The sequence below is a fragment of the Sphingobium sp. B2 genome (assembly GCF_007693735.1).
Taxonomy (GTDB): domain Bacteria; phylum Pseudomonadota; class Alphaproteobacteria; order Sphingomonadales; family Sphingomonadaceae; genus Sphingobium; species Sphingobium xenophagum.
In genome coordinates, this window is the sequence record NZ_VDBZ01000002.1 from 566,682 (window position 1) to 591,074 (window position 24,393).

The window sequence follows — 24,393 nt, forward strand, 5'->3', positions numbered from 1 at the left end:
GGCCGACTGATGGCCAAGTGCGATACATCTGCGCGTGTTTGATCTGATTTCTGGGAGTAGTAGATACCAAAGACCCGCTCGATCATCGATTTTTATCGCCCGAGCTACTCCATCCTCCGCACAGTCGAAATCCATCGTGAAGCAATTGCTCGAACTGGCTTTCGACAACAGGGGGAGCAAACAGATAGCCTTGACCTACCGAGCAACCCAGCGCCTGCACGATCGTGCGTTCCGCCTCCGTTTCGATACCTTCAGCCACAACGTGAATATCGAGTGCAGCGCCAAGCTTTACGACACTTTCCACGATAACGCGTTTGGCCTCACTGTGCGCCACGTCGCGGACGAAACTGCGGTCGATTTTTATCTCGCTGAGCGGAAAGCGCTCCAGGTACCGCAGGTTGGAATAGCCGGTGCCGAAATCGTCGACCGAAATATTGACGCCAAGGCGCCGTAGCTGTTCGAAAGACCGGCGCATGTCGTCGGGCTCTGGGATCATCAAATTCTCGGTTAGCTCGAGCGTCAGCCATTGCGCCTGACAGCCAGTCTCTTCGAGCTGCTGCTCGACGAAAGCGGCCATATCGCGCCGCATAAATTCAATGACAGAAACATTCAAGGCAAAGCGAACTGGGGTGTCACGCCTTTGATTGATGCGCGCGGCATAGGCTGCGATCGTGCGCAGACCCCACGCGCCGATCTCCATCATCGCGCCGGTTTCCTCCGCGACACCGATGAACCGGGCGGGAGACTGTAGCCCGAACGCGCCGTGGTTCCACCGCAACAGCGCTTCGGCGCCAACCAGAACGCCCGATCCTAGATCCACCTGGGGCTGATAATGGAAAAGCAGTTCCTCGTTCGACACTGCGGTCTGCAACTCGTTCGCCAACCGGATGCGATTGCGCGCATCACGCTCATCACTCGCCGCGAACGGATGCGGCGAATGACCGGGCGTCGCCTTGGACCGTTGCAGTGCCGCCCCTGCCTGCCGCACAAGCTGAAGCGGTTCGGAACATGCCACGCCGATCGTGAAACCGGCAGCGAATTGCACCGCAAGGGATGTGCCAGGAAGGATGAAGCGCGGTCTCAGAAGGTCGAGGACGCCCTCAACTATTCCCGCCGCGCGACTGGCATCGTCCAGTTCGAAAGCGAGCGCGAAATTGTTGCTGTCCGCCCGCGATACGGCCGCAGCAGGGAGAGTTGCCAGACGCGCGGCCACCGCACGAAGCAGCGCGTCGCCGACATCATAGCCGAACCCGTTATTGACATCATGGAAACGCAATATGTCCAGTTTGATGACCAGCAGAGCACAACCAGGCGATAGTTCGAGCTGTGCCAGTCGGTCGAGTAAAGCGTATCGGTCGAGCAAGCCGGTTAGACGATCGATACCGGCGGCATGCGTCACATCGCGGATCAGGCCGACGAAATGCGTCAGATTTCCTTCATGGTCCCGAAGCGGCTCCAAACGCAGTGCATTGCGAAACATAGTCCCGTCCCGCCGGTAGTTGCGCAGTGTCGCGGCGCAAGAGCGTCCTTCGGCAAGGGCGGCGCGGATTTCGGCGATTTCGGGTTGAAGGCGATCGTTGCCCTGAAGGTAGCGGCAATTCTTGTCGATGACCTCGGCGGCTGAATAGCCAGTGATTGTCTCGAACGCAGGGTTCACCTGCACGATCGGATGCCCCCTCAAGCGCATGTCAGCGATCAAAACGCCATCGCTGACATGGTCGAGTATCAGCGAGCCCGCGTCGCCCGGAACGGCTGTTGCAGTCGATCGCCCTGTCAGTCGGTGCCAACGCGCAGGTTTGAACATAGGAGGCTGAGACGCTGGAATCATCCGATCTGTTTCATGCGTCATTGCGCGGCTGTGGTCCCAAAGTGACCATCGCGTTCCAGAAGTTCCATTCCGCGGTATCCGCGATTTTCCGTTCGCATATGACGACCTCCCGCAACGACGATGAGGCCCGGACGTCGTCGCTGCAATCGCGCATGAGCGGCAATTCAGGACAAAATGGCGGCCTTTTCGTCCTCGCTGGGATGACCCGATCCGGTTGTCTGAAAACGCAGGCGATATTGAAGCGGGGTAACGCCCAGCCTGCGCAGAAATGCCCGCCTCAGCGTGGTCGTCGATCCGAAGCCCGCGGCATGGGCAATAGCCTTTATCGGTGCAACTGTGTCCTCCAGCAGCGTCCGCGCGATGTCGATCCGCACCGCCTCGACATAGGCAAGCGGGGTAACGCCCAGTTCAGCCCGAAAAAGGCGGGAAAGATGACGTGGACTGACACTCACCACGTCAGCAAGCGCTTCAAGGCCGAGCTCTGCACGAGGATGCTGAAGGATGTGCATCCTTATCCTGTCGATCGGGCTGGTAGTTGCGGCTTGCGCCGTCAACGCGGCACTGAATTGCGACTGACCGCCCGGCCGCTTCAGGAACACGACCAGTCGGCGAGCCACCCAAAGGGCAAGCGCACGGCCATGATCTTCCTCGATCAGCGAAAAAGCGAGATCGATTGCAGCAGCCACCCCGGCCGAGCTGAACACTGGTCCATCGCGTATGAAAATACGGTCCGGCTCTACCTGGACATCGGGAAATTCGGCGGCCAAGCGCTCGGCATATTCCCAATGCGTCGTTGCGCGGCGGTTGGCCAGCAGACCAGCATGGGCCAGCAGGAAGGCACCCGTGCATGTAGATCCATAACGCCGCGACTGGCGTGCCTGAACCTGGAGCCACTGTGTCACGGCTTCGCTTGGCTGAGCAGGCACGCCATATGGTCCCGCTACGATCAACGTGTCACACGGCTCGGTCGCATCCTCAATCCCAGCATCGGGCACAAAGGTCATGCCCGACGCGCTTACTTCCGCCACGCCGCGTTCGGTCACCAAGTTGACGCGATACCGGTCGGCGGACGCCATCTTGCAATTCGCCTCGAAGAGCGCGTCCCTGACCCCGGCAACTTCAAGCAAATGCACTTTGCTGGGCGCGAAGATTGTTATGAGCATGGCGCCGACTCCGAGCCATTACGGGAAGCCTTCCCCGATGGGAAGCAGGATACGCCTTCCTCTGCCGGTTACATAGGCGTTTGCAGAAGTAGCCAGTGTCGCCGACGCCCTCTCACCTCTTTGCCGCTCAGCTTCGCGATTAGGCTCAGGATATGATCGACCCTTTGTCGTCATACATATGCCAATTTACGGTCCCAGACCCTACCCCGTCCTCGGGGAGCAGCTTAAGCGGCACTCCAGCGCGAACTGCCCGCCATCTTGAAGAGCCGAATTAACGCTACTCACTACCGTTACCAACCGTAACGAACGAGACGGCGCGGCATCAATCCGCAATCAATCTCTACGCAACCCGTGGGGGCCCGCATCGCTCTGGGGCGCTTTGCCGCTGAGGGCGACAATCGGGTCCGCCCGTGGCGCTTATTCTACGATCAGGCTGATGTCGGCACGGGGACAGATCCGGCCGATGCATGGGGCGCTCCACTGGAGTGTTCTTTCGTGCCGGACCGGCCGCACTGACAAAATCGAAAAAAGGGAGGAGCATTATGATTTCCAGAAGAAAGGTCTCACAGGTGGCATTGGCGATAGCCTTGTCCGGCGGCTGGTTCAGCCTGGCCAGCGCGCGGGAGGCCGATGAGACCATCATCATCACTGGAAGAAGCCTCGAGGAAACTCTGCCGCAGGAATTGTCGCATTACGGCCATGACGTCGTGACGGTCGATACAAAGCAGATCAAGGACGGTGCTGCGCTGGACGTCGCGCGCGCGCTGGAAGCCGTGCCGGGCCTCTACATCCGGTCGCAGTCCGGCCCGTTCAGCTATGTCGATGTGGCGCTGCAAGGCTCACGGACGCACGACGTGCTCTGGACGTGGGATGGTATCCGCCTCAACAACCGCCTCTATGGCACGACGTCACCGAACGACACATTGCCGGCCAGCATGATCGAGCGGGTCGAAATATTGAGAGGTGGCGAAAGTCTCTTCTACGGCACGCAGGCAGCGGCAGGAACGATCAATATCGTGACCCGTGATTTTACCGATGATTTCGACGGCCAGATCAACGGAAGTGTCGACAGCTTCGCAGGAACAAGCGTGGATGGCTATGCGCGCGGCGCGGTCGGGCGGCACAAGTTCGTTGCCTATGCCACGCACAATCAATCTGAAGGTTACAGGCCTTATAGCCGGATCGAACCCAGTGCGACGGATCGCAAGCGCGGCTACGATCTTTGGTCGGCGGGGCTTAAATATCAGTTCGAACTGGCTGAGGATCTCAAGCTCAACGCATTCTGGCAACACACAGAAGCCAGGATCGACAATCTGTCGCCAGCGCGAGTGAACGAAAGCCGCAACGATCGGAACGAGGAGATTGCCAGCCTTCGCCTCGATTACACCGGCAGCGACACGGTGCAGTTCTTTCTCAAGGGCTATTTCCACGACTGGAAGACCGCTTACGTCAATATCCGCAATCCTGTTCCAGCCGGGCCGCCGGTCGTCCTTTATCCGCCCGGCACCTTCTGGGGTTATCAGGATTATGGCGGTAGCGCTGTCGTGAAGCTGCGTCCCCATCGCGGCCTCGAATATCTGGTCGGCTATGACTATCAGCGCTTCAACGGTCGTGACGATGTGCTTCTGATCGCCCCGACCAACGAGAAGGTGCATGCGGAGATCCTGCAGGTTCGCACGACCGATGACCTTTCGCGCAAGGCGCGTATCGCCGCCGGCGCGCGCTACAACAGGGCGCAACAGGCCGAAAAAACGATATGGATTGTCAGCGGCCGCTACGACTTTAGCGATGCCTTGTTCGCGGAGGCGAATGGGGGCACATCCTTCATCCTGCCCGATGCGTCCCAACTCTATGGCAATGATCCCTGCTGCGAGTTTGGAAATCCCAAGCTGAAGGCAGAGGAAAGCCTCAATCTCAACGCAGCGCTTGGCGGCAATCTCGCCTTCAGTTCAGGCCGTTTGCAGTGGAAAGCCGCCTATTTCAACCGTCGCATCACCAATCTCATCGATTATGACTATGATGATCCCGCCTTCCCGAATGGCACCTACATCAACGTGCCCAATAAGGTGAAAGCCCAGGGTGCAACGCTGGAACTGAACGCGACGCTCGATAAGGGTTTGACGGCCAGTGCGAGCTACACCTGGTCAAGGGTCCGCAACCCCGGCAGCAGCGTCCAGCGCGACCGCAACCCGGAGCAATATGGGCGCGCGGCGATCGGCTATGCGCCTACCGACAAGCCCTTTGGCGCAAACGTCGCAGTCCTCTGGACGGGCGATGTCTATTCGACCCTGCCCGGGTTTGGACGGCGCAACTACGGCAATTATGCCATCGTTGATGCCGGCGTTTATTTCTATCCGGACGTCCGACGAAAACACCGGCTCGGCATTAATGTCGAAAATCTGTTCGATAGGGAATATGCCAGTGGAGGTTTTCGGCGCGCGGTCAGCGACGCAGGCGTCCTGAACGGCACCAACACGCCGTTCCTCTACTATCTGCGCGGCGTGCCCCGGACACTTCGCGTGAGCTACGGCATCGGCTTCTAGGGCGATGCTGAGACCAGTCCTGTTCCTGCATCGATGGTTGGGCATCGCGGTGGGATTCCTGATGACAATCTGGTGCTTGTCAGGTTTCGTCATGATGTATGTGGACTATCCGCGGCTATTGCCAACCGAGCAGTTGCACGGGCTCGAGCCCCTGCAACTACCCGATGCAGCCCGGCTTCAACATATCGACCTGCCACCCGATCAGGCGCTGTCCCGGGCAAGCATCGAGATGATGGTGGGACGGATAATCGGTCCGCCAATCGGTGGTCTGATAGTGACTTACCTGGACTGGCGCTGGATCTTCTACATCAACGTGCCCATAGGATTGGTCGGCCTTGCTCTGGCGATCTGGCTGATACCGCAGATCAGGATGGACAGGGCAGCGCGGGTGGATTTGCCGGGCTTTTTTCTGTCGGGTATCGCGCTCGGCTGCATCGTCTTCGGCCTTGAATTGGCGAGCCATCCTGTTCCCGCGACCCTCATTGTCGCACTCCTCATCTGTGGCTTCCTGTTTGGCCTCGCCTATGTCCACCGCGCGCGAAACGTCGATGATCCTATCCTCGACCTGTCATTGTTGCGAACGCCCACTTTCGGTCTTTCCGTTGCGGGAGGGACACTCATCCGCATCGCCCAGGGGGGCATGCCGTTCCTCCTGCCTCTCCTCTTTCAGCTCTGCTTCGGATTGTCCGCCGCCACGGCCGGCACGATCATGATGGCCAATGCTCTGGGCGCTCTGGCGATGAAGCCGCTTGCTCCTATGATCATCCGGCGGTTCGGCTACCGCCACAGCCTAACCGCTGCCGGCATCGGGGCTGCGATGGCGATCGGCGGTTGTGCCCTGTTCAGCCCTGATTGGCCTCACTTGACGTTGGCGGCTGTCCTGTTTGCGGCCGGCTTGTTCACGTCGCTGCTGTTCACCGGTTATAATGCCCTGGCCTTTATCGATATAGACCAGACGAAAATGAGCGCGGCCACCAGCCTCTATGCCACGTTTCAGCAACTTAGTCTGTCGTTGGGGATTTGCCTTGTCGCCTCCTTGCTGGAATTGGCCGGAGCGGTGTCAATCGACGCCATTGCGGTAGCTTTTGTCGTTATTGGCATCACAGCCTTCTGCGCGACGTTCACAAACCAACTCCTGAAATCGGATACCGGGAACCCGCTCACAAACGCAGATGAGTAACAGGGCTGGCTTAAAATGACGGGCATTGCTCGACAAAGTCGGCAAATTGCGCCCTAGCATTGCCATTTGGCATTTATTTCATGTATGATGCCAGTTGGAGATGAGTATGAGCATGTTACAACCCATTGAGACGGTCCCGGCGCCCTTCCGGCCAGAGCCGGTCACGCCGGATGAGGGCCGCGCGATGTTTCGTGCGGCCCTCAACCTCTTCGCGAAATGGGGGGTGACGGACGAGCAGGCTGCCATGCTGACCGATATGCCGGTGCGCAGCTTCCGTCGCTGGAAGGCCGAAGGACCAGGTCGCATCTCGCGTGACGGGCTCGCCAGGCTCTCCAACATCATGGGCATTCACAAGGCCTTGCGGATCATCTTTGAGGAGCCGCAGCGCGGCTATGACTGGATCAAGGCGCCCAACGCCGCCTTTGAGGGCGCAAGCGCGCTGTCGGTCATGCTGGGCGGCGAACTGACTGACATCATGCGGGTGCGGCGCTATCTGGACGCGGAGCGCGGCGGCTGGTGACGGCGATTGATGGTCCGCCGGTCAACAGGATCGAATGGGAAGGTGCGGTCAGGATCATCCGCAGCATCTATCCTCCCATCGATCTGTTCGAGGATATTGCGGACCCTGCCGACTGGCCACTCCTCATTTCCGCCGAACAGAAGACGAACCCGCGGATCATGACGGCGGTCGGCAATATCGATCTTGTCCCACCCGCGCGACGGGTCGGCGGCGTTGGCGCCTCCTATCTCATGGCGTCATTCACTCATGTCAGTCCCGATCGACCAAGCCGGTTCTCCGCCGGACATCATGGCGTGCTCTATGTCGCGCGCAGCTATGAGACAGCGCTTTTCGAAACGATCCATCATCATGCGTGCTTCATGGCCCTGACGGCCGAGCCTGCCGGATGGACGTCGCAGTTTCGCGAGATCATTCTGAAAGTCGATGCCGATTTGCATGATCTCAGAACGCACCCAGAGGCATTCGACTCTTGCCTCGATCCTGACAGCTACGAAGCAGCGCAGCAACTCGCCGCCACGCTGCGCGGTTCAGGCTCAGACGGTATTGCCTATCCAAGCGTCCGCCAGCCCGGCGGCGAGTGCGTCGCGCTATTCTATCCTGACTGCGCCTCCAGCCCTGTTCAGGGTCGGCATCTCGACTATCACTGGGATGGCAGGCGGGTCGATCTTGTTCGCGATGCGGGCAGCGGCGCTGTGTTCAGGGTGATCGAGGGCGCATAATCGGACAAGCCGCCAAATGAACGATGCCACCAGCGATCGTCACGCTGGCGGCCCGCCTGTTAGGCATGCATCCAGATTATCGGGTTCAGCGGCGCCTCGCCCCTGTCACGCATTTCCATGCAGCAAGTTCTCATGCCTCCAGCCGTATCGGGCTTGCGATCCATGTGAAGGCGACTAGGCTGGACCGACCGGATCATCGAGCTGGCGATCCCGCGTTTTCGGTTTGATGGGCACGGGCGGATCATCCAGGCCGGGATGCTCCGGGTCTGGCGGGATGATCCCAGAATACCGATCGATCCAAAAATCACCAGCCTGACTGATGCGACGTTGCAGAGCAGCAGAACGAAGGAACGGGGCGGTGAACATTCTCTCATCCGCCGATTTGATCGTTGCGCACAACGCCGCCTTCGACAGGCCGTTCGTGGATCGTCGCCTGCCTGTCATCGCCGGCAAGCATTGGGGCCTGCTCGGAACAGCAGACCTACAGGCTGAATGCCATCTACGCGCTTTTCGATGCCAAGGACTAGCTGAAATCTCGCGAATATCACTGGAATGCCACCATGCGCCTCTGATGGAGGATTCTCAGAGAAGAAGACCACGAATTGAGCATCGGCTGACCAGGGCGTACCCGCTTGGACAAACGGCTAAGCCGAACGTATGGTGCGACCCATCAAGGAAGCGACCGTCAAAACCTTCCATTGCCGAGTTGCGGCGTCACGTCCCCGACTGTCCGATAGCCTATAATTTTGTCAATCAGCTCAAGGAGCTCAAGTTCAAAACCCCTGCGAGGCAGTCGAGGATCTTTGGAAATCAAAGCCAGACGTTTTGTCATCAAGCCGAATCATCACATGTTGGGACTAAACACCTAGGCCATCGTTTAGACGAATAATAATCCGCCATCTCCACCGCCGTCTAGCGGTCGTGCCAGTGCCAACATGTATGAAGGTCAAGGCATCGACCTCGCCTCAATGTCCTAGCGCGACGCAAAGACATCGTCCCCGAACCGCTTTGCAGATTAACCGCGACGAGGCCCGCATAGCGGCGTTGACGGGCGCCGTTCGGGCTATGATAAATCCCCACCGCCTTCCAGTAACTGCCTTCCGCCTTCAAAGCGGCGAGAAAGATCCAGCGCGCCGCCTTGACGTTAAAACAGGGATCAAATTGCAGCCAGTGCCGGACCTCCCCTTCGCGCCTCGACAGTAGCGCGGCAATCCTTGGCACCCACCAACTGTTGATCTGGAGCGGCCCCAAATCGTGGCTCCCATTGCTGTTCACGATCTCCGCACCGATCCGGCCGGCTTCCTGATCGCGCAGCCCCCAAAGCGTCTTTTCAAGCCAGACCTGGCCGCGTGCCGCCTCTCGAATGCAACGAGCCACCTCTGGTTCTGGCGGCTTCGCCGCCAGTGCGTCTTCCCAAGGTTAAGCTGCAGTCAGCGTCAACGGGACAAAACAGATCCAGCGTCGATCAGCGATCCAGGCCACATCTGCTCTCCCTTTCATTGCCGCGATTCTGCTGCTCGCGTGCGGAAGCAGGCGTGTGCCCATTGCTGCGACCGCCGCTCAGCAAAGAATGAAGATTGTGATCGAGCGCCTCGAAAACCTTTTGAGCCCGACCAGCGAACTTGTCCGCTAGGCCTTTGGGTTTTGCATTGCGGGTCCAAAGCTCTCGCTCCAACCGGTGGTCGCTCCGCAAGAGTCCCTTCCTATCCTGATCTTCCTTCAGTTGCCGGAGATGCGGTCCTTGCCTAGCGGCCATTTGTACACGATGATCACGCTCCAACCGCCCCAGGCCTTCAAGGCTTGACGTCTTCTCGCCCGACCGGTCTTCGAGCCGCTCGACCAGTTTTTTCGGATCCTGGGTCCAGAGCTTTACACCATATCGGGCGCGGGTGATCGCGGTGTAGAAATTCTGCGCGCTCACCAGCGGCGACCCAACAGGCGCCAGGACATAGACCCGGTCATAGGTCTTGGACTGAGCAGAATAGATGGTCTCGGCATAGCCATGATCCCAGGTCCTGTGCCGGGAAAGATCAATCGTCTGAACCCGCTTGCCGCGATCCCAGCGGATCGTTGCCAGTGAGCCCTCGAGCCTCTCAATCGTACCCCGCTCCGCATTTTTGAGTTGGAGTTCGCGCGAGACCAAGCGCCACTGGATGCGGTCGCCTTCGCTGAGGTCTCTCTTCTCTTCCATGAAGACGTTGACCTGCGCGGCTTTGGTCGAGCGCGGATCCCACAGATGGACGCCGCCCTGCCCATCGACCAACCGGACCAGTTGCCGACCTCGACCGTCCCGCACCATCCCAGCGACGCGGTATTCGCTCGTCAGCCCCAATCCCGCTCCTGGCTGATCGCGGCCGAAGGTCACCACCTGTCCCCTTGAATAAAAGCGCGCCATGCGCTTTTCCTGATCGCTCAGGCCACCAGGTGTAAGGACTGAAAGCCGGGTCTCCTCCGCCGCGACGACGCCCTCGCGTTGCAGGACATCCCTGATATTGCTGTTCACGATCAGGCGCGACGCATTGTCGAGAACGAGAATGTTGGTCGCGGCGCGGCTCCTCGGGCTAAGCCGGGTCCATTCCGCGACCACTCCTGCAGCCAGCGTAGCGGCATCCTCACCGCCCACCACCTTGTCGAGCCGACCAATCGAGGCTGCGTAATCCCCTCCTCGCGCATGCGAGACAGCCTTTCGCATCCCCTCGGTTTCCTGCCGGCGCGACTCGGTCAGTTCGGCCGTTTCCATGCCTAGTTTCTGCATGAGCCAGAAGGCCTTGCCCTGCTCGATGGCGCCCGTCTGCTTATTGTCGCCGAGAAGAATGAGGCGAGCTCCAGTAGATCGGCTGATTTCCAGCACCCGCAAAGCCTGGCGGCTTCCCAACTGCCCCGCTTCGTCGAGAACCAGCACATGGTTGCCTCTGATCTCGTATCCACCACCCGCAAGAAGGCTGGCAACGGTACGCGACTCGATCTGCGCCCTCTCGCCCAATTCGGCAGCGGCGGAAGATGTCGGCGCCAGGGCGATGAATGTCTTACCCGGCAGCGCCGCATCTTTCAGTGATCGGATGAGCGTCGATTTTCCTGCACCCGCGACGCCGTGAAGGCCGGTGACCCGGTCACGCGAGGTAGCTATGTCCACCAACGCCCGTTCCTGCGCGGGAGAAAGCCCCGCCTGTTCCAATATAGGAAGCAGGCGATCGACGCTCGCCACGGGCCGACCGTCCCCGACAGCAAGCGCCAGATGCATGGCGAGCGACTGCTCGAGCCGCACAGTGCGCCGGGTCGTCCGTCCCCGTGTCAATATGTCATCCCCTGTCTGTCCACGGGTAGCGAGGAGCTTGCGTCGTTCTTCATGCGCATCGATCAGGGGCCGCAGATCCTGAAACCGTACCTCCCCGACATGGGAGGCTAGCCCCGTGGTATAGAGACGGCTAAGCGGGTTCACGGCCTCCTTCCCCTCCGATTGCCTTATCCCAAACAGAGCTGCTCGGGCGGCATCGGCGCGGTCGACCGGGACGGGATGCTCGCCCGATCGCGCGGCGCCCTCTCTCACCGCTTCAAGCGGCTTTTCATATGGCCCCAGCCGCCCGCGCCACTGGATGAGCAGCGTATCGATCCCGGTTTTCACCTTGGCGCCGCGGGTGGCGTAGAAGGATTGGCGGCGCGACGCCTGACCGACCAGACCATGCTGCTGGGCATGTTCATTGATCTGCTCGGCCCGCTGCGACATCTCCTCGATGAGGGCCTTGGGAACGCCCCTGATTTCGAACAGACCCCGGCGCGGATCAAAGTCTATCTCATAGCCAAGCTCGCGCAGGCCATGGGCGAGTTCGTTCCGGTAAATCTGCCCGCTGGTCATCTGCTCGGCATACATGGCGCGGGTTTCGAGGCTTGCCATCGGATCGCCCGATTGCCCGTTGGTCATGTTGAGGACGACGACATGGGTGTGGAGGTGGGGATCAAGTTCGCGGCTCACATGTTCAGTGAAGCGCGCCCACAGCAATCGGCCCGTCGTCTCATGGACGATGTTGCCCTCCTCCCGTTTTCGCAGCTGGGCATGCTCTTCGAGATAGGCTAGCGTCACATCGACCGATCGCTCATGGAGCTGTACGATACGGTCGTCGCCCAACGCGAGCCCCATCACTGACACGGATTTTGGCGCACTGATCGCAAAGTCCCAGCCAGGATGATGCTGGATGCCGTCGGCGCGATGACGGCCCAACTGTTTGCCTGCAACCTTGCCAGCCAGCAGGGAGCGAAAAGTTTCAGGATCGACATCTCCTGAAAGGTCGAGTTCGCTCGCCAGGGCACCACCCCAGGACGACCGCCCCGCCTCCCCCTTCGTATAATAATCGCCGATCGCGTAATAGCGAGCAATGTTACCGGGCGAACCCTTCAGGCGGCGCGGATGCATCATGCCGGCCTCGCCTCACTACGGTCGCCCGATACGCGCCCGTGTTGTCGAAGGCGGAAGCCGCTCGCCCTTCCAAGGAGCCTCGGCAGCGCTCTTTCTCCGTTTTCATTTTCACCCTCCGCAGGATTAGATGAGTAGCCATGCACACTGATCTCGTCATGCGCGGGCGTGCTGCCCTTGTCCGCTCCGAGGGGGAGCTCGGGAGCTTCCGATTTCCTCGCTCGCCGACGCTTGGATCGCGATCCTGAAGATTTCGGAGGAGACTTGTCGCCCTCATCCGGGTCGAGACGAACGAGCGGAACTAGCCGCTCGACGAATGCGGCCTGCAGGCTGGGAAGCGCATTATAATTATCGGTGAACCGCACCACGGGAAGGTTCCGTCCGAACCGAAGGAAACCCGCGAGATTGGGAAGATTGGTGACCTCGGTATGCATGACCAACGGGCGGGTCACCTGCATCCGCGACAGGTTGACCCCATCCCGCATGTCGTTGACGCCGTAGGACATGCCCTCATTGGCCTCGACCTGCTCGACCTGCCCTAGATTTTCCGAAACATGCTTGGCGGTGGGAGTGTCGTTGGCGCGCAGCGCCACCCAGGTCGAGCAATAGCCGGTGATCGCCGCGGCATCCTGGATGCCGTAGGTCGCCTCAAGCTGTGGGTAGGACTGAAACCCCAATATGCCGCAGCCGCCATATTTTCGCGCGCGGGCGAGAAAGTCGCTTAGCGATGGCAGTTTCTGAAGTGTGGGAAGCTCGTCGATGACACAATAGAGGCGGCGCTTACGGTCGGGCGGGAGGCTCATGATGGCGCTTATCGCGATGTCGAGCCAGACGGTGACGAGGGGCCGGAGGGAAGGGAGCTGATCCGCCTTGACGGTGATGAAGAGCCAGCTGTCATCCTGCTCATTGGCGACCCAGTCCCGGATGGAGAAGCCGTCGGCCGTGTCATCGAGATAGGAGAAGCTGCGCATCACCGAGGCCAGTTCCGCTCGGATGCCCGCAGAAGTGCGGTCGCCTTCCATCGAGATGAAAGCCGCAGCATCGGTGCCCTCCGCAAAACTTGCCAGCGTCTTCAGAGGGCTGCGCACCACCGTTTCTAGGAGCACGGAAACCAGCGTCCCGTCATATCTGGCAAGCTTGCGCAGGACCGCCACCAGCGTGCCGCGGGCCGCCTTCGCCCAGAAGGGATCGCCACCTTTGTCTGGGATCGTCGATTCCGCGATCTGATCATAATGATAGTCACGCGGAACATCGACCCAGGGCGACCAGAAGTCGGAGCGGTTATCCAGCGGATTGAGCAGAATGTCGTGCCCAGGCCGGTAGAATTTCTCAACGAAGGTGCCGGCGGTATCATAGACGATCGCCCGCTTGCCTTGCTTTCGCATGCCGTCCAGCATCTTCACGATGATGTTGGTCTTGCCCGTGCCGGGCGCACCACAGATGAGGATATGTTCAGGCTCGAACGCATCGGGAACGGGCACGCCGCCGATAGCAAAGCTGCCCTTCCGGCTGCGCCACAATTGCCGCCGCAGCTGACGCGCAGCGCCAAAGCGCGCGCCGCGCAGGAACTGATTGGAACCAAGGCCCTTCCCCGTACGGGTGAAATAGAACCATGCCCAAACCAGCATCAGGAGGGCAAAGGCGCCCGCAAGTGCCGCGCCGAACACCAGATGATGCTCCATAGCCTGCATGGTCTTCCTGGCGATGGGGGAGCCCAGCAAGGCATCGGACGTCGTCCAATATTGGCGACCCGACGGGGTCCGAAAGAGCAGCGGCGCGCCGCCGGGCACATCGCTTTTGAGCGTCGCCTCAGCGATCTTGACGGCAACAAAGCGCTGATAGTCGGTCGACTTCTCCAGTACATACCAGAGGGTACCGCCGACCCAGATGGCGATCCCCGCCAGCAGGGTCTGGAAGAAGACCTGCGTGGTCATGCGAACATTGTGGACGATGGCCTGACCGCCCCTGGTCCAAGAGCCCAGTGTGTCGTTACGGAAGATGCTCACTAGAGTACCTCCTCGGGATCGAGAAGGCCTCTTTCCAACAGCAGGGCGCGCGCATCGTCCATGCCCTTCTGTAGGATATCTGGCCGACGCGTGCCGACTGACGCGGCGAGGATGGCGAAGACCTGGATGAGGGTCGCCTGCACTTCGTCGAAGCGGCCATGATAGCCCGCCGCGTCCATGCCTTCATAGCGGTTGAGAATGTCCCGGACATAGTCGGGGATGGTCGTGCCCGCTGCTTGAGCACCTACGACGAGACGCCCGAAGAGGGCGTCCTTGAACCTGATGGTAATTCTGGGCAAGCGCCGAACTCCTGTTCGTCGCCTGGCCAATCGTGATGAAGCGCGTCCCTTATAACCGGATTTCAGTCCGATCTCAATTGATTACATGTGTTCAGAGTGGCAGCCAAATGGTGCCAAGGCAGATCAAGGACTTAACTATTCGGCCCTCTTAAACGACAGCCAAAGCGTGTCGGGGGGCGTCAATCAGTGCCATCAGCGTAAGACCTGTATTCGGCCGGAAAATCGCGCAAATGCTGGCGATTCTCGCCCGCAGCACCCGTGCGTACGGTGCATTACAAATTACGCCTTTCAGGCGTGCGTCTGAGCTTTCGCATGAGCTTGCGAATGCGCCAGATGAAAGTTCGATGGGGCGGGCAACCTGCTGATCCACAACGGCAATCCAAAGCCGGACGATGATCGGTGACAGCCCTGCTCTAAGAGCGATGCCTGTTACGAATCGATGCCGCCGATAAGTTCCCCGCGTGTCCTGGGGAACATACCCCGGACGCGCTTCCACCGGCCCGCAAGGCGCCGGAATTGTGGAGCCATATTGTCATGCCCAGTGGCACGAAAATCGATTTTGATGCGACGGATATTCTTTCGATTCCCCTCCCCGCGCGCGGAGAAAAGTTACTCTACGACGCCAAGGCGAAGGGTCTCATCCTGCGCCTCCGCGCTTCAGGTGCCCGCACCTGGATTGGCGTCGAACGGGTGGCGGCGCGAACCCTCCGCACAACCCTTGGCGACGCACGACACCTACCCTTGGAAGTCGCACGCCGTCTTCTTGCCGCCGGGCCGCAGGACCGATCCACCCCCACGGACGACACCCTCTTTGGTCCTGATGCAACGATAGCGGAGGTGTTCCCCCGCTTCCTCGCTTCGGGTGAAACCGGACGCTGGAAGCCCGGCACAATCCGCAACATGAAGGCGGCTGCAACGACGCACATCCTTCCCCATTTGGGGGGGCGGAAGGTCCGCGCGCTGACCCCGGAAGAGGTGAACCGCTGGCATCTGGACATCACCGCGAAGAGCAGCGCCGTTCGCATGGCGCTGTCCACTCTTTCGGGGCTGATGCTCTACGCGGAGGACCATGGAATGCGCGAGCCGGGTTCAAACCCCTGCCGTGGCCTACGCAAGAAACAGCATAGCAAGCGCGGCAAAATGATGTCTCCCGATGCTGTTCGGAGGCTTTGGAGAGCGCTCGATGGATTGCAGGATCGGATGCCCGATGCCTGCGATGCGGTCCGCCTCCTGTTCCTGACCGGCGCCCGGCGCAGTGAAATCCTCTCGCTCAAATGGAGCCGGATAGTCGGTGCCCGCGCCGTTCTGGAAGACTCCAAGACCGGTCCCCGAACGATCTGGCTGAACGTCCCTGCCCGCGACTTGCTCGCCGCCCGCAAGGGAGTGGTAAAGGGGCGGTTCGTATTCCCGGCACCAAAGAGCGATGGGCCGATGAAGGTACTGGATTACGCATGGGCATTGATCCGGCGAGCGGCAGGCCTGGAGAATATTCGCGTCCATGATCTGCGTCATCATTTCGCATCGGTCGGGGTATCGAACGGCATCGACCTGCGACTGATCGGCCAGCTTCTCGGGCACAACGACATTGATAGCACTATAGGCTACGCGCATCTTGCCACCGATGCATTGACGCGCTCGGCGTCGAAGGTGTCCCGACGCATCGAACGCTCCCTTCGCGACGCTGGGCCTGAACGTTCCGCCCGCAAGCGGAAGGCCGATGCGAGCGGAATAGACTGCGCGAAGGAGGCCGCCCATGCTTAACCTCCGCCTCTCCCTGACCGACACCCTGTGCGCCCGCGCGGAACCTGGACAAAAGGAATATGCCATGCGCGACACCCGCCTGCCCGGACTCGCCTTACGGGTGCAACCCGGCGGGTCGCGAAGCTGGGTTGTCCGCGCCCGCGTCGGCGGCAAGGCAGTCCGCCGGTCGTTGGGTTCGTTCCCGGAAATAGGCGTGAAAGCGGCTCGCGCGTCCGCCCGCGCCGTTCTCGCGGGCGAGACTTTGACTCCGACGACGACGCCTACCGTTCCGCACTTCGCGACGTTCCAGATTGAACATGAACAACGCTGCGGTGCCTTCTACAAACCGCAGGGTTTGCGCACTTACCGCACCTATGTGCGATGCGAATTGTTACCGGCCTTCGGCCACCAGAGGCTAGATGCCATTTCGCGTCAAGATGTAATCCGGTGGTTCGAGGGGTATAGCCTGAGAAGGCCGGGCGGGGCCAATCGCGCCCTTGGAATTCTGGTGCAGATGCTCGGACGCGCGCGCGCCTGGGGCCATATGCCGGACGGCTGGCGCAATCCCGCGAAGGGGATCAGGATGAACCGCCGCAAGGTTATCGGCACCTTCCTCGGCGTTGAGGAGATGGCAAGGCTCGGCGGCGTACTGGACAAACGGATCAAGGCAGGATGCACGGCATCCGCCCTGCTCCGCTTCCTTACCATGACGGGTTGCCGGGTCAGCGAAGCCGTCAATCTGGAATGGCAGGATATATTGCCCGATCGGCTTCGACTGCGTGATAGCAAGACCGGCCCGCGAGATATTCCCCTCGGCGTGCCAGTCCAGCGCTTCCTGAAATCCCACCGTGCGAACCTCCAGAGAAATGGGAGTGCCGGGGTTCACCACGTATTCCCGCTTGCCGGTCGCCAGCAGTATGAGGGCGTCCGTTCGATCTGGGTCAGTGTCCGCCGTGAAGCAAAACTGCCGCCGAAATTACGCATCCACGATCTGCGGCACAGCTTCGCGAGCCATGCGGTGATGTCGGGGGAAACACTGTTCACGACCTCCCGGCTCCTCGGTCACAGCAGGATTCAAATGACCGCGCGTTATGCTCATCTGGCGGACGATGTTCTCGCGGCGACCTGCGAAAAGCTTGGGGCACTTCTCATCGGCCAAACCCGGTAGCCAAACGCCGCCCGAATAATAATCACTCACGCATGAATGAGCGGCGCGGCCAGTTGGGCCGCGCCGTTTTTATCGATTATGCCGCTTCCCACACCTGATTGAGAATCCGGGCGGCCATCGCCGCCTTGTCCTGCGGCAGGAACCGTCCGTAATGCTTCGCTACCATGTCCGGCGTATCCTGGATCGCATAGCTCGCCTGCTCGAATGAACCTGTCTGTTTGAGGATGTGGGTCGCCAGCACGTCCCGCACATTATGCGGGCCATGTGGCAGCAGCCCCTTGATCGCGCCCCGACCAGTATAGGGATTGAAGACGCCATAGCGCTGGACCACCAGACGCCATGCCTCATAGAAGGTGTTCTGGTCGTAGGACGCATCGCGGCTGTTCGTTTTCACCGTCTTCACGAAGAATGTGCCGGGGTCGTCCGCCCCGTTAAGCAGGATGGCCCGATGCTTCTCCACATAGGCATCGATATGGTCATGGAGGCCGCCCAGATCGGGAAGAAGCAGCCGGAAGGGTTTGCCCGCGAAGAAGGAAGAATGGGCGTTCTTGAAGGAAACCGCTGGTACAAGGACTTCCCATCCCTGATCACGCTCACTCCAGCGGATTTCGCCTCGTTTCATGGTTTCGAGCTGACGCTCTGAACGCGGCAGATGTCCGCGCGGGCAGACCATCATTTGCCGCAAATTCTTCTGCCGAAGTCCAAGATGGAGGCCCAGCCGGATCAGGAGATAGGACCGGACAACTTCCGCCGCAGCCCTCGGGTACCGCCGCCCGTCAGGGCGGAATTTCAATATCTCCTCCGCGATCTTCAGATATTCCGCGACCGGGCTGGGTGCCTCCAATATGGGCAGGATCGGTTCGAACGGGTCGCGATGGATGCGCGCGACCCGCTCCACCTCCCGGACGCGCGCACTGGCATGTGCGTGCAGAATGTCGCAAGCCTGCCGCCAGTCCGCGCGCGCCGCGCCGATGTCATCGGTGGATATGAGGCCTTCCATCGGCACAAGACGATCGGCCAATTCGGGATGTTGCCGCAACCAGCCGGTATCAGCCCGGACAAGGGCCATCGCATTCCGTAACATATCACATTCCCAGCGGGTAAAGAAACCGCGTCGCCGCTCACGCCACTGGACATACCAGTCCCACACCCTCGGGAAGACCAGCATGGCGAAAGTGATGTTCCTGAGCGGCACGCCACACCCCTCTACGGCTCCACGCGGCGACGCGGCCAATGCGCCGAACATGAGGCCAAAATGCTCGATCTTCTGGCTGGTCGTTTCCTCTCCCCATACGCCGTTTCGCTGAAACCCTATGTCGGTCAGGGTAGAGGTTTTGAACCTGACGAGGTCAGCCATCTCCGACACAAGGCGAGCTGGCGCATCCACCACGCCCTCATGATCCATATCATCGTCGATGCCGGGTGCCTCCTCACTCGTTTGGACTCCTCGAATCCTTTTGCCGGTGATCGCCGGAAATCGGATCGCGTACCGCAGTTTCATGGCCTGCGCCTGAAACCGGCGATATTCGGTGGCACCCGAAATCACCACCTCCCGGACCCATTCCAGAATCTCCGCCTGCTGCTTCAACGACCTTGCGTTGAAATCGTCGGGCAGGTGCCACGCCAACCGCCGCTGCTCAGCCTTGGTCACGCCCTTGATATTGATCCCGGACGGCGCACGCGCCGGGTGGGGCAGTTTCGATCGGAAATAGCCGGAAGGTAGATCATAGCGGCACTCTATGCGGGTGAGAATTTCCAGGCTGGCCGCGCTTTGCGGCGTGCGGCGTCCATCCGCCCAGGATTTCAATGTCGCGCGATCCAGCTTTTCGCCTGGTTTGATGACGGACCTGTGAAGCTGATAATAGCTTTCCGCATGACGGCCCATATGGAGGATGAGGGATTCGCGGAACCCTGGCGGGTCGATCCATTCGGTGGAGGTTGGAACCGGCTTTTCCACGATCGGCAGGGGTTTACGGCCTCGCTTGAGCAAGGGAGATTGGGTCGCGTCGCGGCTGGCGCGGCGTGAGTTTGATCGCATTACAGAAATTATCCATTGTTGGTATTGGCCCGACCAGCGGGTGCGCGTCGGCGCAGGTCAATTCTACAACGAACAGAAATTTATCAATATGATAGCGGATTTCAGGCGGCGTCCGGGCGCGCTTCCAACTCAGCGATCCGCGCGTTGCACAGGTCGCGCACCACCTCTTGCAGAAGCGCGACCCTTTCTCCCAGCCATGCAAGCTCCTCATCGCTGATGCTGAATTCACGCGAGTAGCGCGCCCTGATATACGCCTCGCGCAGCAGGTTATAAGCGCGCTTGTGGAAACGGCTATCAGTAGGCCAGACGGCGCGAAGCTGCGGCTCAAGCTGCTCTGTCAGTGCCCGAAGTCGATTAAGGTTGTGGGTCTTGGGGCTGTAAAGGGTGCGCACAAGGAAGACGCAATGATAAAGCCGTTCGGTCGCCTGATGAAGTTCAAACGCTGCCTTTTTGAATCGCCGCTTCTCGAAGTTTGATTGAAAATCGTCCATAAACTCTGCGGCGCTTTCAAACCATTCTTCGAAATATTCCCGCATTTCCCGCAGCGCTTCGCCTGATGATAGCTGTTTCGGCTCCGCAAAGGGATGGTTCGGCTCCTCGTGCAGGACAATGCCGTCCTTGAGTATGTCCATGAAGAAATAGCGACCGAGCCGCAGCTTCTCGTTTACATCGTCCAGGCTGTGATAGATCAGGCTGACCTGCGTGCGCAACGCTCTCCCCTCGGCCAGTTCCTCCAGCAGCCGTTCTTCGGTTTTTGCCCAGAATTCTAGAATGTCGGTCAGGTCTTCATGGTCGACAACCACCAAAAGGTCATAATCCGAGAAATAGCGGCCTACGGGGTCTTCGACCCAATCGCCCCGCGCATAGCTGCCGAAGAGAATGATTTTGAGAATCTGGCCATTGCGGAAACGCGGCTGCGTCCGATGGCGAATGGCGCGCGCGAAACCCTCGCGGATGATCTGAACGACATGGCTAAGCTCCCGACGCTTGGCGTCGGGCAGTTGCACATCGGGATCGTCGAGCCTTCTCATGATGGCGCGTAGAATCGCGGCAAATCATCGCCTTGCCAAGCCCCTTCGGCCTCGCAAGGCGAACGAGGCTAATTTTAGCGCATTTCACGGGCGATTATTCGGATCGCGCGGAGCATGTGGCGCCGTACTTGCCAGAGAAACAGCCCTTCTCGTTTGGCGATCTCGACGTAGCTCAGACCCTCCACCTGACTTAGAAGGAATATCTCGAGCGTTCGCTTGGGCATGCGCCCGAAAGCGGCTTTCGCCTTCTCGATTTTCGCAGGATCATGCTTGTCCATCGTCGCCTCCCGTGTGATCGGTAAAGGCAAGGATGAAATCGGCTGCCCTGCTTGCGAGGCTCGCGGCGCGGAAGATTGCTTTGCTATCCTCCCGCAAAACGCCCAGCCATGAACCGATATAGTCGGCATGACGGACGGTCGGCACTATCCCCAGCTCCGCGCAGAGGAAGGCGCTGGCCATCTCGGCGCAAAGCTCTTCCCTTGCGTAATCCTCACTGCCAAAATCCGCGCCGGTCAGCCGGTCCAATCGGCTCTGATGCCCTGTCCAGTGCCCCAGCTCATGGAAAACGGTCCGATACCAGTTAATACGATCGTGATAGGCGCTTTGGGGCGGCACGCGGACATAGTCAGGGCCGGGCGCGTAAAAGGCGCGTTCTCCCCCGATACGCACATCCGCGCCGCTCGCCTTGATGAGACGATGCGCCAGCGGCACAATTTCCTCGACATCCAGCGCGACGGGTGCGGCAGTCAATTCATCGGGCAACCCTTCGCACTGCTCGACATTAAAAACCGTGAAGCGTTTGAGAAACGCAACCTGACGCGCCTCGCGCACCTCATCCCGCGCTCGCTCTTCCTCGTCCTTCGGCACAAAGCGATCAGCGTAGCAGACCGTCGCCCCCTCCTCGCCGCGCCGTACATGCCCACCCAGCGCCAGCGCCTGCCGATAAGTCAGCCAGCGCTGCGCGCCATATCCTTTCTCAAAAAGACGCGACCACAGGATCAGCACATTTATGCCCGAATAGCAGCGCCCGGTTCCCGCATTGCGCGGCAGGCCGATAGCCGCCTTGCCGCTGTCCCAAGGCTGCACCCAAGGCAAGCGCCCCTGCTCCAGCTCCGCGATGATACGATCCGTCACCTCTACGTAGAGCGACCCATGATCCTTACGCATATTCACTTCTCCCTGCCGTCACAGCACCGGCCGCCGGAAAGGCGGGGTGGGCGGCAGGAGGCGCACGGAGGGGACGGGCTATGAGCCGGGCCGCATCCGAAGGACCGGAACGCAGAGGAGGAGCCGGAACGGCTTGCGGCACGGCGGCACGGCCCCAGAGAAAGCCGACGCCCACCCCGCCATTCTGGTGGCCCAAACCAACCAAACGTCAACGCGCCCGAAGGCGCGATGGCTGTCGGTGCTGCGAAGCAGTACCCTGCGTCAGCGATCGTTGCCCGAAAGGGGCGAGACAGCATCGCTGGCTCGATGCAGCGCAGCGGAACAGAGCGCGCTCCTCCGTCCGGAGGAGGCGCCAAGCTTGACATCGCTCCAACGTCAAAATTTTACATGTCCAAAATGACGTAGAAAGAAAATGGAGAAATCTTTACACGTGGAACAGACGTGCTAAGGATCAGGCAGTTTCTTTACTCAAGGCGATCGACTTGCTCCGACCCAGCTACGACCTGCCCGATCTGCCGCCTCCGGGAGCGATCGAAACAGCTGCGGTTCTCAAGGCGCTGACCCGTGCCCATCGCTATCTTGCGGAACTGAAAGGCCGGGCCGGGACAATCCCCAATCAAGGAATTTTAATCGACACACTTTCGCTTCAGGAAGCGAAGGCCAGCTCCGAAATCGAGAATATCGTAACCACCCAGGACGAGATATTCCAGATTAACGCCTTCCCTGAAAATCCGGGGCCACCTGCGGCAAAAGAAGTGGCTCGCTATCGCGACGCGCTTCACCATGGTTTCAATGAACAGCGCCGACTAGGCGGACTGCTGACCAACAACATGATCATCGCCATGTTTCGTATCCTCAAGGGGACTGACGGTGGTTTCCGCGAAACCCCCGGAACGGCACTTAAGAATGAGGGGACTGGCGCTGTGGTCTATGTCCCCCCACAGGATGCCAACGCGCTGCGTGATCTGATGAGCACGCTGGAGCGCTTCATCCATGTCGAAGACTCGGAAAGTGATCTCGATCCGCTCACCCGCATGGCCATCGTCCACCACCAGTTCGAAAGTATCCACCCGTTCCCCGATGGCAACGGACGGCTTGGCCGGATCATCAATGTGCTATTTCTGACCCGCTGTGGTCTGCTGGATATTCCAATCCTCTATCTCAGCCGGTTCATCACGCGAAACAAGGCAGACTATTACAGGCTTTTGCAAGCTGTGCGCGACACGGGCGAATGGGAGCCTTGGCTGCTCTACATATTGCGTGGCGTGGAAGAGACAGCGATCGAAACTCTGCGCCTGGTCGAAGGCATCCGCACGCTCATGGCGGATACCAAGAAGCGGCTGCGGGAGGAACATCCGAAGCTATATTCGCAAGACCTCCTGAATAACCTTTTCCGTCATCCATATACACGTATCGAGTTCGTTCAGCAGGAGCTGAACGTGTCGCGCCCCACTGCGACCAAGTATCTCGATGAGTTGGCGGAAAGTGGAATGCTCCACAAACATCGCGCTGGCAGAAATAACTACTACATTAACCAGCCGCTCATCGAACTTTTCGTGGAACGAGAAGTCCAAATTTTCAGTGAATGATTGAGATTGACATATCGGTAGGCCGATTTGATGCCTGTTATCCGTCAAATCGCTATTTTTGTTAGGTGGGGGAAGTGTGCAAATCGCCTTAGTTGCAATGGCCATATACACACTTGTCTGGATATTTACAGAAGGTGGCGGCTATCTGCTGCTGCTCGCGATGCTATTTGTCGTAGCAATCTATGCTGCGGTCCTATGGGGGATTTCACGAAACCCCCAGTTGAAAATTCATCTCGATGAAGCCGAAGCGTCTTTGAAAAAAGTGAAGCCGCGTCGGACAATGCCCAACGCACGCAAGGCAACAAAGGGGATCGTAAAGGCTCTTGCCAAGGGGCCAGTTGAAATGAGGGCTTCAAAATCACCCGCTGACCACCCGATTGATGACCGGCAACAAACTATCATCGAAGCGCTGATGGCTCTGCCGGATCATATCAAGCGGCAGTCTGGGGCACTTTTCTACACTGGTGCAGACGCATTCTCTCAGCCGTCATCGATTTATGTGCTTGGGCTGAACCCTGGCGGTGATCCCGGCACGCAGGAAGCTAACACCGTCGCGAAAGCAATCACCGCATTCGAGAAGGCGCCCGGCCAATGGTCAGCCTATCAGGATGATAGCTGGGAGGGAGCAACGCCGGGGACATCGGGGATGCAGCCCCGCGTTCTACACTTCTTCAAGATGTTGGGGTTGGATGCCCGTTCGGTCCCGGCAAGCAACGTCATTTTCGTACGCAGCACAACCGAAGGTACCCTGACCCTGGATAAAGACGAACTGATTTCCGCTTGTTGGCCCGTCCATCGGACAGTCATTCAGCGATTAGGTGTCACGACCATCATCTGTTTTGGCATAACGGCAGGCAAGTGGGTGCGGGAGCAGGTCGGTGCCAACAATCTTATCGGCGAGTTTCGAGAAACGAATGCGAGAAGGTGGAAAAGCCAAGCGCATCAGAATCGTGAGGGTGTTGATTTGCACTGAGAAGTGACCCGGGAGGGTTAT

At 59.6% G+C, this 24,393-nt stretch carries 18 protein-coding genes and 1 pseudogene; 9 read left to right on the plus strand and 10 right to left on the minus strand.

Annotation, left to right across the window (positions count from 1 at the left end; genetic code table 11):
* Nucleotides 1-82 precede the first annotated feature (82 nt).
* Entirely contained in the window at nt 83-1,849 is a 1,767-nt protein-coding gene (locus FE851_RS18220; protein WP_145205531.1) for a putative bifunctional diguanylate cyclase/phosphodiesterase, read from the minus strand.
* Between the two features lie 143 nt (nt 1,850-1,992).
* Nucleotides 1,993-2,991 (minus strand): GlxA family transcriptional regulator, encoded by a 999-nt coding sequence (locus tag FE851_RS18225; protein WP_145205534.1) that lies wholly within the window; start codon nt 2,989-2,991, stop codon nt 1,993-1,995.
* A 542-nt stretch (nt 2,992-3,533) separates the two neighbouring features.
* On the opposite strand from FE851_RS18225, the gene FE851_RS18230 reads away from it, so the two are divergent.
* The 4 genes from FE851_RS18230 (at nt 3,534) to FE851_RS18245 (ending at nt 7,953) form a co-directional block, all read left to right on the plus strand.
* Nucleotides 3,534-5,534, plus strand: a complete 2,001-nt coding sequence (locus FE851_RS18230) for a TonB-dependent receptor plug domain-containing protein (RefSeq protein WP_261371058.1) — start codon at nt 3,534-3,536, stop codon at nt 5,532-5,534.
* 4 nt (nt 5,535-5,538) lie between these two features.
* Nucleotides 5,539-6,714, plus strand: a complete 1,176-nt coding sequence (locus tag FE851_RS18235; RefSeq protein ID WP_145205541.1) for an MFS transporter — start codon at nt 5,539-5,541, stop codon at nt 6,712-6,714.
* A 106-nt stretch (nt 6,715-6,820) separates the two neighbouring features.
* A complete protein-coding gene (locus FE851_RS18240) occupies nt 6,821-7,234 on the plus strand; it encodes an MbcA/ParS/Xre antitoxin family protein (protein WP_107126405.1) in 414 nt (137 codons plus the stop codon).
* Complete coding sequence (locus FE851_RS18245; RefSeq protein ID WP_145205544.1) at nt 7,231-7,953, plus strand: RES family NAD+ phosphorylase; 723 nt, start codon at nt 7,231-7,233, stop codon at nt 7,951-7,953. The genes FE851_RS18240 and FE851_RS18245 overlap by 4 nt, the downstream gene beginning before the upstream one ends.
* A 174-nt stretch (nt 7,954-8,127) precedes the next feature.
* Here FE851_RS18245 and FE851_RS26265 read toward each other — a convergent pair whose 3' ends face one another.
* Entirely contained in the window at nt 8,128-8,319 is a 192-nt protein-coding gene (locus FE851_RS26265; RefSeq protein WP_186378898.1) for a hypothetical protein, read from the minus strand.
* A 235-nt stretch (nt 8,320-8,554) separates the two neighbouring features.
* Here FE851_RS26265 and FE851_RS18255 point away from each other — a divergent pair.
* Nucleotides 8,555-8,822: pseudogene (locus FE851_RS18255) on the plus strand (IS481 family transposase); the annotation flags it as partial.
* A gap of 596 nt (nt 8,823-9,418) precedes the next feature.
* Here the strand turns inward: FE851_RS18255 and mobF are convergent.
* From mobF to FE851_RS18275, 3 genes are read right to left on the minus strand one after another with little or no spacing between them, the layout of a single operon-like run.
* Entirely contained in the window at nt 9,419-12,364 is a 2,946-nt protein-coding gene (gene mobF, locus FE851_RS18265; RefSeq protein ID WP_145205547.1) for a MobF family relaxase, read from the minus strand.
* Nucleotides 12,361-14,367, minus strand: coding sequence for a type IV secretion system DNA-binding domain-containing protein (locus tag FE851_RS18270; protein ID WP_145205550.1), 2,007 nt, complete (start codon nt 14,365-14,367; stop codon nt 12,361-12,363). Before FE851_RS18270 ends, mobF begins: the two co-directional genes overlap by 4 nt.
* A complete protein-coding gene (locus FE851_RS18275; RefSeq protein ID WP_145205552.1) occupies nt 14,367-14,666 on the minus strand; it encodes a hypothetical protein in 300 nt (99 codons plus the stop codon). Before FE851_RS18275 ends, FE851_RS18270 begins: the two co-directional genes overlap by 1 nt.
* A gap of 516 nt (nt 14,667-15,182) precedes the next feature.
* Between FE851_RS18275 and FE851_RS18280 the strand changes: the two genes are divergently transcribed.
* Both FE851_RS18280 and FE851_RS18285 read left to right on the plus strand, forming a co-directional pair.
* Nucleotides 15,183-16,427, plus strand: a complete 1,245-nt coding sequence (locus FE851_RS18280; protein WP_145205556.1) for a tyrosine-type recombinase/integrase — start codon at nt 15,183-15,185, stop codon at nt 16,425-16,427.
* Nucleotides 16,420-17,574: a site-specific integrase gene (locus FE851_RS18285; RefSeq protein WP_145205559.1), complete on the plus strand. Its 1,155-nt coding sequence runs from the start codon at nt 16,420-16,422 to the stop codon at nt 17,572-17,574. Before FE851_RS18280 ends, FE851_RS18285 begins: the two co-directional genes overlap by 8 nt.
* Before the next feature lie 76 nt (nt 17,575-17,650).
* On the opposite strand, the gene FE851_RS18290 is transcribed toward FE851_RS18285, so the two are convergent.
* From FE851_RS18290 to FE851_RS18305, 4 genes are all read right to left on the minus strand, one after another.
* Nucleotides 17,651-19,612 (minus strand): hypothetical protein, encoded by a 1,962-nt coding sequence (locus tag FE851_RS18290; protein WP_145205561.1) that lies wholly within the window; start codon nt 19,610-19,612, stop codon nt 17,651-17,653.
* Nucleotides 19,613-19,713: 101 nt separating this feature from the next.
* Nucleotides 19,714-20,619 carry a HEPN domain-containing protein gene (locus FE851_RS18295; RefSeq protein ID WP_261371059.1) on the minus strand — a complete coding sequence of 302 codons (906 nt, stop codon included), beginning with the start codon at nt 20,617-20,619 and terminating at the stop codon, nt 19,714-19,716.
* Between the two features lie 98 nt (nt 20,620-20,717).
* The gene (locus FE851_RS26270; RefSeq protein WP_186378890.1) at nt 20,718-20,921 is read right to left on the minus strand and encodes a sigma factor-like helix-turn-helix DNA-binding protein; all 204 of its coding nucleotides are present in this window, start codon (nt 20,919-20,921) and stop codon (nt 20,718-20,720) included.
* On the minus strand, nt 20,908-21,810 hold the full coding sequence (locus tag FE851_RS18305) for an ArdC family protein (RefSeq protein WP_145205570.1): 903 nt from the start codon (nt 21,808-21,810) through the stop codon (nt 20,908-20,910). The genes FE851_RS26270 and FE851_RS18305 overlap by 14 nt, the downstream gene beginning before the upstream one ends.
* 482 nt (nt 21,811-22,292) lie before the next feature.
* Between FE851_RS18305 and FE851_RS18310 the strand changes: the two genes are divergently transcribed.
* Together FE851_RS18310 and FE851_RS18315 are read left to right on the plus strand one after the other, a co-directional pair.
* Nucleotides 22,293-23,399 carry a Fic family protein gene (locus FE851_RS18310; RefSeq protein ID WP_145205573.1) on the plus strand — a complete coding sequence of 369 codons (1,107 nt, stop codon included), beginning with the start codon at nt 22,293-22,295 and terminating at the stop codon, nt 23,397-23,399.
* Nucleotides 23,400-23,475: 76 nt separating this feature from the next.
* Nucleotides 23,476-24,372, plus strand: a complete 897-nt coding sequence (locus FE851_RS18315; protein WP_145205576.1) for a hypothetical protein — start codon at nt 23,476-23,478, stop codon at nt 24,370-24,372.
* Nucleotides 24,373-24,393: the final 21 nt, after the last annotated feature.

What these genes read in the sequence shown, in the direction of transcription:
- FE851_RS18220 (WP_145205531.1), bottom strand. Translation starts at nt 1,849, where the DNA reads ATGACGCATGAAACAGATCGGATGATTCCAGCGTCTCAGCCTCCTATG.
- FE851_RS18225 (WP_145205534.1), bottom strand. Translation starts at nt 2,991, where the DNA reads ATGCTCATAACAATCTTCGCGCCCAGCAAAGTGCATTTGCTTGAAGTT.
- FE851_RS18230 (WP_261371058.1), top strand. Translation starts at nt 3,534, where the DNA reads ATGATTTCCAGAAGAAAGGTCTCACAGGTGGCATTGGCGATAGCCTTG.
- FE851_RS18235 (WP_145205541.1), top strand. Translation starts at nt 5,539, where the DNA reads ATGCTGAGACCAGTCCTGTTCCTGCATCGATGGTTGGGCATCGCGGTG.
- FE851_RS18240 (WP_107126405.1), top strand. Translation starts at nt 6,821, where the DNA reads ATGAGCATGTTACAACCCATTGAGACGGTCCCGGCGCCCTTCCGGCCA.
- FE851_RS26265 (WP_186378898.1), bottom strand. Translation starts at nt 8,319, where the DNA reads ATGTTCACCGCCCCGTTCCTTCGTTCTGCTGCTCTGCAACGTCGCATC.
- mobF (WP_145205547.1), bottom strand. Translation starts at nt 12,364, where the DNA reads ATGATGCATCCGCGCCGCCTGAAGGGTTCGCCCGGTAACATTGCTCGC.
- FE851_RS18285 (WP_145205559.1), top strand. Translation starts at nt 16,420, where the DNA reads ATGCTTAACCTCCGCCTCTCCCTGACCGACACCCTGTGCGCCCGCGCG.
- FE851_RS18290 (WP_145205561.1), bottom strand. Translation starts at nt 19,612, where the DNA reads ATGCGATCAAACTCACGCCGCGCCAGCCGCGACGCGACCCAATCTCCC.
- FE851_RS26270 (WP_186378890.1), bottom strand. Translation starts at nt 20,921, where the DNA reads ATGGACAAGCATGATCCTGCGAAAATCGAGAAGGCGAAAGCCGCTTTC.
- FE851_RS18305 (WP_145205570.1), bottom strand. Translation starts at nt 21,810, where the DNA reads ATGCGTAAGGATCATGGGTCGCTCTACGTAGAGGTGACGGATCGTATC.